This is a genomic window from Sporosarcina sp. So3-204 (assembly GCF_058068165.1).
This window is the reverse complement of record NZ_CM176485.1, coordinates 936,355-950,984: the sequence shown is the minus strand read 5'-3', so window position 1 is coordinate 950,984 and position 14,630 is coordinate 936,355. Positions and strand designations below refer to the sequence as shown.

16 protein-coding genes and 1 other annotated feature are annotated in these 14,630 nt (G+C 37.9%); all 16 genes read right to left on the bottom strand.

What is annotated here, in order from left to right:
* Nucleotides 1–126 precede the first annotated feature (126 nt).
* Nucleotides 127–1,053, bottom strand: a complete 927-nt coding sequence (locus tag AC3RV6_RS04545; RefSeq protein WP_489748273.1) for an RluA family pseudouridine synthase — start codon at nt 1,051–1,053, stop codon at nt 127–129.
* On the bottom strand, nt 1,054–1,536 hold the full coding sequence (gene lspA, locus AC3RV6_RS04540) for a signal peptidase II (protein ID WP_489748272.1): 483 nt from the start codon (nt 1,534–1,536) through the stop codon (nt 1,054–1,056).
* A gap of 117 nt (nt 1,537–1,653) precedes the next feature.
* Entirely contained in the window at nt 1,654–4,416 is a 2,763-nt protein-coding gene (gene ileS / locus AC3RV6_RS04535; protein ID WP_489748271.1) for an isoleucine--tRNA ligase, read from the bottom strand.
* Nucleotides 4,417–4,579: 163 nt separating this feature from the next.
* Nucleotides 4,580–4,795, bottom strand: a binding site (T-box leader).
* Between the two features lie 185 nt (nt 4,796–4,980).
* Complete coding sequence (locus AC3RV6_RS04530) at nt 4,981–5,490, bottom strand: DivIVA domain-containing protein (protein WP_489748270.1); 510 nt, start codon at nt 5,488–5,490, stop codon at nt 4,981–4,983.
* Between the two features lie 97 nt (nt 5,491–5,587).
* Nucleotides 5,588–6,364: a YlmH family RNA-binding protein gene (locus AC3RV6_RS04525; RefSeq protein WP_489748269.1), complete on the bottom strand. Its 777-nt coding sequence runs from the start codon at nt 6,362–6,364 to the stop codon at nt 5,588–5,590.
* 31 nt (nt 6,365–6,395) lie between these two features.
* Nucleotides 6,396–6,683 carry a YggT family protein gene (locus AC3RV6_RS04520; protein ID WP_489748268.1) on the bottom strand — a complete coding sequence of 96 codons (288 nt, stop codon included), beginning with the start codon at nt 6,681–6,683 and terminating at the stop codon, nt 6,396–6,398.
* A gap of 25 nt (nt 6,684–6,708) precedes the next feature.
* Nucleotides 6,709–7,173 (bottom strand): cell division protein SepF, encoded by a 465-nt coding sequence (locus tag AC3RV6_RS04515; protein WP_489748267.1) that lies wholly within the window; start codon nt 7,171–7,173, stop codon nt 6,709–6,711.
* Nucleotides 7,174–7,176: 3 nt separating this feature from the next.
* Entirely contained in the window at nt 7,177–7,866 is a 690-nt protein-coding gene (locus AC3RV6_RS04510; RefSeq protein ID WP_489748266.1) for a YggS family pyridoxal phosphate-dependent enzyme, read from the bottom strand.
* A gap of 69 nt (nt 7,867–7,935) precedes the next feature.
* The gene (locus AC3RV6_RS04505) at nt 7,936–8,181 is read right to left on the bottom strand and encodes a PRC-barrel domain-containing protein (RefSeq protein WP_489748265.1); all 246 of its coding nucleotides are present in this window, start codon (nt 8,179–8,181) and stop codon (nt 7,936–7,938) included.
* 78 nt (nt 8,182–8,259) lie between these two features.
* Complete coding sequence (gene sigG / locus AC3RV6_RS04500; protein ID WP_489748264.1) at nt 8,260–9,045, bottom strand: RNA polymerase sporulation sigma factor SigG; 786 nt, start codon at nt 9,043–9,045, stop codon at nt 8,260–8,262.
* A gap of 93 nt (nt 9,046–9,138) precedes the next feature.
* Nucleotides 9,139–9,849, bottom strand: a complete 711-nt coding sequence (sigE, locus tag AC3RV6_RS04495) for an RNA polymerase sporulation sigma factor SigE (protein WP_489748263.1) — start codon at nt 9,847–9,849, stop codon at nt 9,139–9,141.
* Nucleotides 9,839–10,693 carry a sigma-E processing peptidase SpoIIGA gene (locus AC3RV6_RS04490; RefSeq protein ID WP_489748262.1) on the bottom strand — a complete coding sequence of 285 codons (855 nt, stop codon included), beginning with the start codon at nt 10,691–10,693 and terminating at the stop codon, nt 9,839–9,841. The genes sigE and AC3RV6_RS04490 overlap by 11 nt, the downstream gene beginning before the upstream one ends.
* A 232-nt stretch (nt 10,694–10,925) precedes the next feature.
* Entirely contained in the window at nt 10,926–12,110 is a 1,185-nt protein-coding gene (gene ftsZ / locus AC3RV6_RS04485) for a cell division protein FtsZ (RefSeq protein ID WP_489748261.1), read from the bottom strand.
* Nucleotides 12,111–12,158: 48 nt separating this feature from the next.
* On the bottom strand, nt 12,159–13,433 hold the full coding sequence (gene ftsA / locus AC3RV6_RS04480; RefSeq protein WP_489748260.1) for a cell division protein FtsA: 1,275 nt from the start codon (nt 13,431–13,433) through the stop codon (nt 12,159–12,161).
* Between the two features lie 94 nt (nt 13,434–13,527).
* Complete coding sequence (locus tag AC3RV6_RS04475; protein ID WP_489748259.1) at nt 13,528–13,899, bottom strand: small basic family protein; 372 nt, start codon at nt 13,897–13,899, stop codon at nt 13,528–13,530.
* A 2-nt stretch (nt 13,900–13,901) separates the two neighbouring features.
* A complete protein-coding gene (locus AC3RV6_RS04470; protein ID WP_489748258.1) occupies nt 13,902–14,624 on the bottom strand; it encodes a DUF881 domain-containing protein in 723 nt (240 codons plus the stop codon).
* Nucleotides 14,625–14,630 lie beyond the last annotated feature (6 nt).

The following is a 14,630-nucleotide window of genomic DNA, read 5'->3' as shown; positions in this document are numbered from 1 at the left end:
ATACTTGCAGAAAATTTGTACAGTAAAATGCGCGCAGCATTTCCTTGTACTTTCCGAGCAACCTTCCCAGCCTCTCTGGACTGATTTTAAAGGTATCGCTATTCAATTCTTTAGTAATTATACAGTCTACTCTTCTATTTTGTCAACATTATTCCGAAGGCTGTCTAGAAGCTCCTCAAAATCTGCCGGAGGCTGTCTTGTAAATTCAACATTTTCACCTGTTTCAGGATGCACGAAACCAAGAGTTCCAGCGTGTAGAACTTGCCCACCAAAATCAATTGTTTCTTTTATTCCATACTTTGGATCACCTACAAGTGGAAAACCAATGTATTTCATATGAACACGAATTTGATGTGTACGGCCCGTTTCAAGGGTACATTCAACGAGTGTATAGTTCCCAAAACGTTCCACTACTTTAAAATGCGTGATTGCCTGTTTCCCTTTATCGGTAACAGTCATACTTTGACGATCTCGTTGATCACGTCCAATTGGTGCATCAATTGTACCGTTATCATGTGGAATATGTCCGTGAACTAATGCTAAATAAACGCGCTTCACAGATCTTGCAACGAGCTGGTCGACAAGCCCAACATGTGCTTTGTCATTTTTAGCTACAATCAACAGTCCTGATGTATCTTTGTCCGTACGATGAACGATACCAGGTCTAAGTATACCATTTATACCAGACAAATCTTTACAGTGATACATGAGTCCATTAACTAGTGTTCCGCTTGCATGGGACTTAGCAGGATGAACAACCATACCACGAGGTTTATTAACAACAAGGACATCTGAATCCTCATAAACAATGTCTAAGTTCAGATTTTCACTTTCAATATTAAGTTCCTCTAATTCAGGTTCCTCAACAGACACTATGTCGCCAATTTTTACACGATAATTTGGTTTAACGACTTTCTCGCCAACTAGAATATTTCCTTCTTTTACCCACATTTGAATTTGAGTACGAGATAAACCAGCACGCGTATCAGCGATTACCTTATCAATACGACTTCCTTCGTTTTCCTCTGTAATTTCGATGAATTGCTTCGTCATTTACAACACCTTTTTCTTTTGCTTATTCTTTGTTTCATCCAGAAGTATATGAATGATGAGTGTTACGACCCCGACTGTTAGTGCAGCGTCTGCGATATTAAAAATAGGAAAATTATAATTTACGACTGGTATAAGTACCGAAATAAAATCTACTACTTCTCCATTAACGATTCGGTCAATAAAATTCCCAATTGCTCCTCCTAGTAGAAGCATTAAACTAACGCCAAAAACCGGAAGTCCTTTTGCCTCTTTGTGGAAATAGTAGATAATACCACCTATAACGACAATCGTCACAATATAAAACAACCACATCTGTCCTTCTAACATACCCCATGCTGCGCCTCTATTACGATGCGAAAATAACGCTATATAAGGATCTATTATGCTAATTTCTTCACCAAGTTGCATATTTTTTACAACGAGCCATTTGGTTAATTGATCAAGTAAAACAACAACCGCCGCTATCGCATAATAAATAAACAATTTCACAACCCCCGTTTAACTAATTCAAATCTCTTCAAACGATAAGAGAAGAAGCAGCTGTAGCATTCCTTCTAGACAGGCTGCCACAACTGCTTCATTATTATATCACTTTTTTAGTTATGAATAGTGATTCTTTACAACATCCGCACATCTGGCACAAATTTCAGGATGTGTTTCGTCTGTACCGACTGTTTCAGATATTGTCCAGCAACGTTCGCACTTTTCTCCATCTGCTTTTTCAACAAGGACAGTAACCGTATCAATTTTAAGTGCTCCTTCAGGTGCTTCATCTTCATTACCCACTTCAAATTTCGATATGATAAAGAACTGGGCATAGTCAACATCAGCAGCTTTGAATACATCTTTTAATTCGGCAGGAACAAATATTGTCACTTTGGCTTCGAGTGATTTACCAATTCCTTTTTCACTTCTTGCAACTTCCAAAGCTTTCAACACATCGTCACGAATAAGCATAAGCGTAGCAAAACGTTCGCGAAGTCCAGCTGCTTCCATACCGAAGTCTTGTGCTTCTGACATATCTGTTAGTTGAACACTTTCTTCGGAAACATGCTCAAGATGCGACCACATTTCATCAGCTGTATGCGGTAAAATCGGCGCTAATACTTTCACTAACGTTACTAATGTTTCGTACATGACCGTCTGCATTGCACGGCGATGCTGGTGCTCTTTGTTCTCAATATAGACAACATCTTTTGCAACATCTAAGTAGAAAGAACTCAAAACACCTGTACAGAAATTATTCACTGCATGATAAACGCCGGCAAATTCATATTTTTCATATGACGTGCGCACTTCTTGAATCAAATCTTGAAGCTTCACATAGACATACTGATCTACTGGGCGAAGCGCCGAGAATTCAATACTGTCCGTTGTAGGATTAAAATCAGACGTATTGCCGTGGAGGAAACGGAATGTATTACGAATTTTACGATATACTTCTGATACTTGCTTAAAGTTTGAATCAGACACTTTTACATCTGCTGTGTAATCAACAGAAGATACCCAAAGACGTAAAATTTCAGCACCAAACATATTCATTACCTTAGCAGGAACAATAACATTACCAAGTGATTTACTCATTTTGCGACCATTTCCATCAAGTGCAAAACCGTGGCTTAATACTCCCTTATAAGGCGCATGTCCATTAATCGCTACACTTGTTGTTAACGATGAGTTAAACCATCCGCGGTATTGGTCTGATCCTTCAAGATATAAATCTGCTGGATAAACAAGGTCATCACGCTCATCAAGTACTGCTTGGTGAGATGAACCCGAGTCAAACCATACATCCATAATATCCGTCTCTTTCGTAAACAAACCATTTGGGCTACCTGCATGTGTAAAGCCTTCAGGAAGCAATTCATTCGCTTCTCTTTCAAACCAAATATTTGAACCATGCTCGCGGAATAAATCCGAGACATGCGCAATTGTTTCATCTGTAATAATAGAATCGCCGTTCTCTGCATAAAATACTGGAATTGGAACGCCCCAAACACGTTGACGTGAAATACACCAATCACCGCGGTCACGAACCATATTATAAAGACGTGTCTCTCCCCACGACGGAGTGAATTTAGTCTCTTTAATTGCTCCTAGTAATTCATCACGGAACGTTTCAATTGAAGCAAACCACTGTGCCGTTGCACGGTAAATGACCGGCTTTTTAGTACGCCAATCATGTGGATATGAGTGCGTAATAAATGATAACTTTTCAAGTGCACCTACTTTTTCAAGTGCCTCACCAACAGCTTTATTCGCATCCTCATAAAACATACCTTCAAAACCGGGTGCTTCATCTGTCATTTTACCTTGATCATCTACCGGACATAATGCATCAATGCCATATGAACGTGAGACGTAGAAATCATCTTCACCATGACCAGGTGCAGTATGAACACAGCCAGTACCAGCATCTGTAGTTACATGTTCACCAAGCATAACGAGTGAATCACGGTTATATAGAGGATGCTTCGCGATAACGCGATCAAGTGAGACACCTTTTAGTTCTTGTTCAATAGAATAATTTTCCCATGCAAGTTCTTCTGCAACAAATGAAAGTAAATCTTGTGCTACGAGGAACTTATCTTCTCCAACTTTAACAACTACATAGTTAAACTCTGGATGTACTGTAATTCCTAGATTTGCTGGGATTGTCCAAGGTGTAGTCGTCCAAATTAAAATTTTGACCCCTTCTTCTACAACACCAAGGCCGTCTTTAACAGCAAAACTAACGTAAATTGACGCTGATTTTTTATCATGGTATTCGATTTCCGCTTCAGCAAGTGCAGATTCACTTGAAGGTGACCAATAAACCGGTCTAAGTCCTTTATAGATATAACCTTTTTTCGCCATTTCACCAAATACTTGAATTTGACGTGCTTCGTAATTAGGTGTCAATGTAATATATGGATTATCCCAATCTCCACGTACACCAATACGCTTGAATTGTGTTCTTTGGCCATTGACTTGTTCGTATGCATAATCTTCACAAAGCTTACGGAATTCAGCAATTGAATAATCTTTACGCTTTACCCCTTTATTAACAAGTGCCTGTTCAATTGGAAGACCGTGTGTATCCCAACCTGGTACGTACGGTGCATGGAAACCAGTCATTGATTTATGACGTACTATCATATCTTTCAATACTTTGTTCAATGCATGCCCCATATGAAGATCTCCATTTGCATAAGGAGGGCCATCATGTAAAACAAAAAATGGGCGGTCTTTTGTTCTTTCCTGAACTTTATTGTAAATATTCATTTCTTCCCATTTCGCTTGTATTTCCGGCTCTTTATTCGGTAAATTCCCTCGCATTGGGAAATCTGTTTTCGGCATTAGTAATGTGTCTTTATATTCCATCAATAAATCCTCCTCTTAATAAAGTTAATCATCAATCAGTGTGGGTTTCCTTCATCCCTACTAATTGTCAGTTTAACTATTTGGGCATTAGAGCAAAATAAACTATATTTTGCTGAATTTTTGGCCCGCTAATGCGGAATAAATAAAAAATCCCCGCCCCTATAAAAGGGACGAGGATTATGCTCGCGTTACCACCCTAACTTGTAACTAAAAATTTAGTTACCGCTCAGACACCATAACGGAGGTGTAACCGTGATTGCGAAACTTCCGCTTTCAAGCTCCAGAGTGATTTTCAGTTCCATTTTAATGATCGGGCTCTCACCATCCCCAATTCGCTTGACGTAAATATGGAAGTTACTATCTCTTTCAACGCTTTTAGACATTTTTATTAGTAATGTATATGCACATAATTATAATTACTTAGCACTATACAGTCAAGTATAGTACAACAATCTTCAGAATTTACTCCCTCAAATCAGTATAACCAGTTAGAAAACTTTATACACGCTTAGTTTTGATTTAATCCTATTTTCTAGATTACTCAAAAAGCTCATATAATAATCTTTAACTTCGCTCCTGAGCGACCATATTTAATTGCTCCGCGTCTATGTCATACTCAAGTAATGTATCCCAGTCATCTGCTTGAACTAAATCTAGTTGAGCTTCTATAAGCATCTTGAAACGATTACGGAACACTTTTGATTGTTTCTTTAAATCCTCAATTTCAACGGAAATTCTCCGTGCGCGCGTCAATGCTTCATTTACAATTCGGTCAGCATTCTTCTCGGCTTCCTTCACAATCAGCTTGGATTCTTTCATGGAATTCCGACGAACATCTTCTGCTGCCTCTGTCGCAATTAGAATTGATTTTTGAAGCGTTTCTTCAATTCTATTAAAATGAGATACTTGCTCTTTTGATTGCTGTAAATCTTTTTCTAAAACTTTATTTTCGGCAAGGACATTTTCGAAATCTTTCATTAATTGTTCTAAAAATTCATTTACTTCATCTTGATCATAGCCACGAAACGAGTTTTTAAATTCTTTGTTATGTATATCCATCGGTGATAAAGCCATTTATGCATCCCCCTATTACTTATTATATTCATTATACAGATAGATGCAGATGATGACATCAATTTTCAATACATTCGGAATAAATTTAAGTCTAAAGTCACTCAAGTTTTCCTGTTAGTAGGCGTATTCGATCTTTACGCGTTCTTCCCTCAATTGTCAGGATTTTAAAACGACCTGAACCTCTAATTGATAAGATGTCTAATTCATATAACTCGAATGTCGATAGATTTTGAGTCGTCCAATTAACACGAACTTTATCGCTTTGTATTATCGAAACTGCTTTTTGTCTAGAAATATTAAGGAGAGAAGCAACAACGGCATCCAGACGCATAGAACCTACTACTTGTAATGTCTCGACCCACAACTCTTGGGATGTGACTAATTCATCTAATAGGGTCACTTCAGAAACTGACACTTTCGCCTTGCCAACTTCCGTAAAATTAAATTTTATATAATCTTTTAATTCAGTGGCAGCAGCAAATTGAACTTCCTCTTCTGCAATTCTAATATCACCGAACTTTGAACGATCTAGGCCAAGTGACATTAGCGACCCAAGAATATCCTTATGCTCCAGCGTGATAAATTTAGTTGCATACTTCACACTAAACACAGTCACGCCAAAATCCACGAGTTCCGGTACATAATAATCGGGATATATAAGCACCCTCATACGTTCCACATCAGAAAAAGCTCCGTTCGCATCAACCAACAAATCAGTATCACCTGTAAGTGACGCTAAAATAAAGCGCTGTCTCGGATCAAGAAAATCAGTTAACTTAGGCGAATAAGTATTCTCAACTTCTCTTATCCAACCAATAACCGTTTCAATATAAGGCTGTTCGTCTTTTCTAAAATGCTGCATGATGGATTCCATTACTTCCTACTCCTTAAATAAAACTCCTCACTTAAAGTAAGGAGTTGATAATCATTAATATTATTTGTTCTATACCTCTTCCAATATAACGCAATGCAAAAATCGCAATAATTGGAGATATATCAATCATGCCTAGTGGCGGTATGAACTTTCTAAATATTGCAAGATACGGTTCTATAATTCTTCCCAATAATATGCCAAATCTTGTTTCACGAGTTGACGGTACCCAAGACATAAGGATATATATAACAAGAAGTATTTGGTATATCCCGATTGCATTCATTAGTAAGTCTTTTATTAAAAATAATATTTGAATCATTGTCTACCTACACCTCATTCAGTTTCTATTGTCCAATATAATCGGTAATTGCACCAGCAACTTCTATATTTTCCGGTACACAGAGAAATATGTCTGACCCGATTCGCTGAATGTCCCCTTCAAGCGCATAGACTGTCCCACTTAAAAAATCAACAATACGAAGTCCTTGATCTCGATCAATTCTTTGCAAATTAACGACTACAGCTCGCTTATTCTTTAAATGCTCAGCTATATCTTGTGCTTCTGCATAAACCCTTGGCTCAACAAGAATAACTTTTGAAGACTTTTGAATACTTTGCAAACTAACAACTTTTGCAGATTGCTGGTCTTCTCCAGTCGGTTGCTGATAATGAGCTCGTTTTTTTCTCGTCTGCCTAATTTGATTATTTGCAGGACGCTCTTCTTCAAGCTTTTTTTTCTGTGGAACTACTTCTTCTTCTTCCTCTTCGTCAAGATAAAACCAGTTTTGGAATTTACTCTTTATACTCATTTGTTAGGCCTCGCTTTCTGCTCCAACTAGTGCAGTTCCAATTCTCAAATAAGTAGCACCTTCTTCAATTGCAATTAAGTAATCATTCGACATCCCCATAGATAGTTCAGTACAGGGTGCATTAGGTATGTCTTTTGAGGCGATACTATCGCGTAGTATTCTCATCTCACAAAAAACCTTACGGATTAAATTAGTATCGTCCGTATTAGGGGCCATTGTCATGAGTCCCACAATACGGACTTTATCATAAACAGCTAATTGTTCAATAAAAGATTCGAGCTCATCAGGTGTTACACCTGATTTAGATGCTTCACCAGATACATTTACTTGTACAAAGCAGTTAAGTGGTTTAGAAACACGCTTTTGAATTTCCTTAGCAATACTTTCCGTGCTTAATGAATGCAAAAAGCTTAAATTACTGACTATATCACGTACTTTTCTACTTTGAATATTACCAATAAAGTGCCAATCAGCATCTGATCTCTTTAATGCTTCTTGCTTGAGGACAAGATTTTCCGAACGATTTTCAGCTAAATTAATCATTCCAGCATCTAGTACATCTTTTGTCAGTGTAGCTGAAACATCCTTTGTAACAGCGACAACTGTAATTTCGGAACGTTCTCGCCCTACTAAATCACAAGTGTTTTGGATATCTTGTTCGATTTTCTGTATACGTTGTTGTAATTTGCTCATTCTAATCACTACTTTTCATATATCTTTCTCTCTATTGTAACAAGCAAATGCCGACTTATCAATGTATTGTCACTTATTCTCATTTTTCTTTCCGACAAGTACAATATCTTTACCAATAATCGTAATATCTTTAAGCGTTATTTTTTTAGGTTCATTCTGTTTGGAATCAAAAAAGTAACCACGATCGCCATCACTTATATGCAAAGCTTCAACAGTTCCTTTCTCGATATCAATCGTAGCATCAGAAACAAATCCAAGAAAAGAACCTTTCGTTCCATCAATTACCTCTTTTTTCTGAATTTCTGAGAACCTCATCTCGTCACTCCTTTATTCATATATATGCTATACAAAGCCAAAAAACGCAATGCAAATTTCGCACCACGTTTCCACACCTTATTTTTCTTGTTCCATTCCATCCCTAATGACACGTACAGCACTCTTTTCAAGTCTGGAAATTTGTGCTTGTGAGATGCCTAATTCTTTTGCGATTTCAGTTTGTGTCTGTCCTAAGAAAAACCTTTTTGAAAGAATTGTTTGTTGTCGCTCATCCATATTCGCAACCGTTTCTTTTACAGATACATACGTTAACCAACGTTCCTCAGACACCGTTTTATCTTGCAGCTGATCCATCAAATAGACAGGATCACCATCCCCCGAATTCATCGGTTCGTGTAGGGACATCGGATCCTGAATCGCATCCAACGCATACAGTATATCATCAGCAGGTATGCCTGTAATCTCAGCTAAATCTGATAACCTTGGATCTGTTTGATGTTCATTAATAAAAGCTTCTCTAGCTCTCATAGCTTGATAAGCCGTATCACGTAGAGATCTAGATACCCTAATTGCTTGATGATCCCTGAGATGTCGTTTAATCTCACCAACAATCATAGGTACTGCGTAAGTTGAAAAACGAACCTTATGTTTCAAGTCAAAGTTATCAATTGATTTTAATAGCCCAATACATCCTACTTGAAATAGATCATCAGCAGGTTCACCTCGGTAAATAAAGCGTTGAACGAGACTAAGAACTAAACGTAAATTGCCTATAACAAGTTCTTCCCTTGCTGATTCATCTCCACTTTGTAATCGAATAAATGTTTCTGTCATGACTTCATTCGTTAGTAAAGGCAGTTGAGACGTATCAATTCCGCATATTTCAACTCGTGTACGTACCATTTATTTTTCCTCCACATTCTATAGGTGACTGTAAAAATAGTCTATCCACAGCGGAGTGAAATATGCAGAATAAAAGTGCTCCAATTTCAACCATTATGCAATTGGATGATTTAGGCGATCACGCAATTCGGTAATAATTTTCTTTTCAAGTCGAGAGATATAAGACTGTGAAATCCCTAATAGTTCAGCGACTTCTTTTTGAGTCATTTCAACTTTCCCAGTCAAACCAAAACGTGTTGCCATAATATACCTTTCCCTATCATCTAGTGTTCGAATTGCCTCTATCATATCTTGTCGTTCAATAGTTCTTTCTACGTCATCAATTATAATATGTGCGTCAGTGCCCATTATATCCGACAACAATAGCTCGTTACCATCCGCATCAGAATTTAGTGGTTCATCAAATGAAATCTCTGATTTTGTTCTATTTGTTTTTCTTAAATGCATAAGTATTTCATTCTCAATACAACGTGATGCATAAGTTGCCAATTTAATATTTTTATCTACTTTGAAAGTTTCGATCGCTTTAATAAGACCGATTGCACCAATACTAATCAGATCTTCAATATGTGTATTTGTATTATCAAAACGACGCGCAATATAGACGACAAGTCGCAGATTTTTTTCAATCAATGTATCCCGCGCATCCATATCCCCTTCCATGAATGCTCTAATTGCAACTGCTTCTTCTTCACGTGTTAATGGCTTTGGAAGAGATCCACGTCCTCCAATATAATAAGTAGCTTTTTTTCGTTTAAAAAATGACTTGATTATCGATAACCATCTCTTTGCTTCATGCAACATGAACAGTTCCCCTTTCTTCGTTTACCGTCTCCATGGCTGATACATGTAATATTGCCCCAGCATTTTCTGGATAACGCTGATCTTCTTTCGTTAACACGATATAACCTTTCTCTAATGCAGAACCGCCATCAATTATCCATTTATCGAACTTAAACCCAATTGCCCAAGAATTGCCTTGTACGGTTAGTATTTTGATGAGTCGGATATCCTTCATAAATGCAGTTGGAAACTCAGTCAACTTTCCCGGTTTAAGAGGATCCCACGAAAATAACGGTCCTTTTAATTCATTCGGGATAATAGCCTCTAGCACTTTCATTGAAATAAAATGAACAGGCGCATCCGACAATGGTTCTGTACAGTTATTACCAGTATCAACAAAAACATTTACCGAAACTTCTTTCCCCCAAATACTAAGGATTGATTCTGCATTCATTGCAGAAACTCTTTTTGAAATTCGTACGTCTAGCCATTTCTTACGCATAAAATAAAGGGAGGCATAAGTTATAACTGCGGATATCAAAATTGATACTGAACGGTCAAAGTTATCAACCTGATATTGAAATGCTGTTAACAATCCTCCTGCAAATACAGCACCAATTAGTACAATCGTTGCGGACTTCTTCCAAGTGTCAACTGATTTTCCAAAAGCACATATTGTCATAAACAAAAAGGAAATGAAAATAGCTATAACAGATGAGGGGAAAATAGTTACGGGAACAGCTCCAATAAAAGAAGCCAGAATAAGACGTCCTTTTTTTGATTGGATATTCCCTACTTTATTCGCAAATGAAAGCACTGCATAGTTGAACACCATATTTAACGTGATAATTAGTTCACCATACATAGACCGCCCTCCCTGTATATCTGTAACAATAGCACGCAAGCTTTGCGATGTTTGTCGGAACAGGTAATGTATTACCCGAAAAAGTTCGACAATTTATCAAAGATGTAAAAAGTTAACTATCCAAATGAGAAATTTACTAATAGCGCAGTGCATCAATAATTTGATATAACAGAAAAAAAACCTCCACCATAAAAGGTGAAGGTTTTTCTATTTTATTTAATTTACGAGACTTTTACTTACGACGTTGTCGATTACGCAAAAATGTTGGTATATCAAGACCGTCATCCGCTTGTCCACTTTGTTGTTGTGAACGAACTGGCTCTGGTTCAGGTTGTGTAAACTGTTCCTGCTCGCTGCGTCGCGGTTCTCTTGAACGCTCAGGTTGTTGCGGCTCACGAACTGCTTGCGCTTGTGGTCTAGCGGAACCACCAAAGCCTCTTGTCGAACGTGGTGGACTAATTTGTTCTTCAGTAAACCCTGTCGCAATAACAGTAACAATAATTTCGTCTTTTAAATTATCATTAATAACAGAACCAAAAATCATATTAACGTCTTCATCAGATGCTGAAGCCACAATATCTGCCGCTTCCTGAACCTCAAAGAGACTCAAATTAGAGCCACCTGTAATATTCATTAATACACCTTTTGCACCATCAATTGACGTTTCAAGTAATGGACTTGAAATCGCTTTTTTGGCAGCCTCAGCCGCGCGGTTTTCACCCGTTGATACGCCGATTCCCATAAGCGCAGATCCTTTGTTGGACATGATTGTTTTAACATCTGCAAAATCTAAGTTTATTAGACCTGGTACAGCAATCAAATCTGATATACCTTGTACACCTTGACGAAGAACATTATCCGCTTCGCGGAACGCCTCTAGCATCGGTGTATTTTTATCAACAATTTCTAATAGCTTGTCATTTGGAATGACGATAAGCGTATCAACTGATTCTTTCATAGCTGTAATGCCACCAATTGCCTGGGTTTGACGCTTACGACCTTCAAATGTGAAAGGACGAGTAACAACGCCTACTGTTAGTGCACCAAGATCTTTTGCGATTTGGGCAATTACAGGAGCGGCACCAGTACCAGTACCTCCACCCATACCAGCAGTAACGAAAACCATGTCAGAACCGCGTAATGCTTCTTCAATTTGTTCTTTACTTTCCTCGGCAGCTTTTTTACCGACTTCTGGATTTGCGCCAGCACCAAGACCTCTTGTTAGTTTATTACCTATTTGTAATTTAACTTCAGCAGATGAAAGATTAAGTGCTTGTGCATCTGTGTTGACTGCAATGAACTCTACACCCTCAACACCGTGTTCAATCATTCGGTTTACTGCATTATTTCCCCCGCCACCTACGCCAATCACTTTAATAACCGCAAGTGCATCGACATTTGTATCAAATTCTAGCATCGGCTCTCCTCCTAGTCTCACTCATCCATATTGGATAAAAATATTTATTTATTCGAAAAAGTTGTCGAACACTTTTTTTGCTTTAACAAAGAAACCCGGTCTATTTGTATCTTGTTTTCTATTCTTACTTACCGGCGATTCTGTACTTGCAGAAACTGAGGAAACTGGGGTTTCCTCGGTTGTAAGACCGAAAAAAGCTTCGTGCATATGTGCATATTTAATTAACCCTACAGCGGTCGAATACATCGGTTCTCGAACACCGATATATTCTGGTGTGTGAACGCGCACTCTCGTTTTAAGAACATGTCTTGCAAGCTGCAGTACTCCGTCCATTTTTGTAATACCACCCGTTAACACGACACCACCAGGTAAATCACGAATACCCATCTTGTATAACTCTTCTAGAACTAGATCGAAAAGTTCCTCCAACCTAACACCGATAATTTCGGATATATATCTTTGGCTGTATTGATCCTTTGAATCAGCACCAATTACAGGGACTTCGAAAAGTTCATCATCTGATGCATCATCATAAAATGCATGTCCATGCTGGTGTTTTATTTTCCTTGCTTGCTCTGTTGGTGTTTTTAGAATGATTGATAAATCTTTTGTAACATGATCACCACCAACTGGTATTACACTAGTTGCCATAAAAAGATCATCACCGAATATGGATACGGTCGTAGAACCACCACCGATATCGATGAAAGCTGTTCCATGATTCTTTTCATCTTCAGAAAGGGCAAAAGTTCCAGCAGCAAGCGGTTGTAAATATATTTCTCTAATTGATAAACCAGCTCGCTCAACACATCTTAGTATATTATGAACAATTGTCTTAGATGTTGTAATCAATGTACCGTCCATTTCTAGACGCACACCTATCATACCACGTGGATCTTTAATTTCGCCGTAATCATCGACTATAAATTGTTTTGGAATAATGTTCACAATTTCTCTTTCAGGTGGTACAGACATTACCTGTGCAGATTTCATAACACGGTCTAAATCATCATCTGTAATTTCACGATTTTCCGAATTGACAGCGACTACTCCCTTGACATCTTGAAGATGCACGCCATTAGCAGGTATACCGAGTATAACTTCATGAATTTTCATTCCAGTCATTCTTTCGGCTTGATCAACAGCTTTCTGGATACTTTCGACTGTTGCATCTATATCGATAATTGTACCCTTGCGAATTCCTGCCGATTGAACATTACCTACGCCGATTACATGTAATGATTCACCATCTACTTCACCTATTAAAACTTTTACTGAAGAAGATCCTATATCTAGTGAAACGTATAATTCTGATTGGTTCAACTCTTGGCACCTCCCAATACAACTCTTATCTTCCATTCTATTGCATTATAAGCATATTGTCTAAATTTTTTCGACATCTCTCATTTATTTCCTTTCAACCCGCATCATTAGTTTCAGATATTTTACTTCGCTCTATCCATTTAGCAAGAATAATTCTGCGAATAACAGCTATATTTTGAAATAGTCTTACCCCAAAAGCAAAGACAGCTGCAAGATATAAATCTATCCCCAGATGTACGCCTAAAAAAGCGAGGCCAGCAGCAAGTGCGATATTAAAAAAGAAACCACTTACAAATACTTTATCATCGTATATCTGTTGTAGATGCGCCCTGATACCGCCGAAAAGAGTATCAAGTGCAGCAAGTACAGCTATCGATAAATAGTTGCCATAAACTTGGGGTATTTGGATATCAGATAATAAACCGAGTGTTACTCCTAGTATCAGTCCAAGTAATGGCAGCCACATGATCATTCTCCTTTCGGTAATTCACGTAAATAAACATGTTCATATTGTTCTTCCCAACCACGTATTTTTACGTCTAATTCTGGTTTTCCAATATCTAAAATCAAATTATCTAGATAAAAATCATCTTGAATTGGAGAAGCCATTAGCGTTGAGTATAATTTTTCGCTGTCAGATATCGTTTTAGTAATGATTTTTATTTTGAACGGTGGCGTTGATATACTCAATTTGTTAACCGAGGTTTTACCATTAATATCACGTATGGAACTAAGCATTGTATATCGCTTCCCGTCGATCTCAAGTGAGTGTCCCTTCATTCGATTCAGCTCGTTAACAAATCGGGTGAGAAGTTCAGGAGATATACTTGTAATTGAAGTACCGAATGCAATACTTTCAGCTGATGGCCGTACTTCTATAGTTAAGCCAGGCCCATCAATATCCGCCATCCCGGCTTGGTCGTAAAGTTTCCCTACCGTTTCAGTTAATGCTATACCCGCATTTTCATCTTTTAACGATTCATATGTATGAATTGTTTTATCAAGTCCTCTTACTTCAGTCAGCAATTCCGAATGAAGTTTCTTTTCCGTAGCAAGCTCCTTACGAATTGCCCATATATCCCGTGTGTCGCGTTCTTTTGGTTCTTGCATTGAATTGTATTGCAGAGCTGCAAGAAACCCGATAAATAGTAATACAACAGAAAACTTGATTTTATTTCGAATTTTAACCACCCCTCA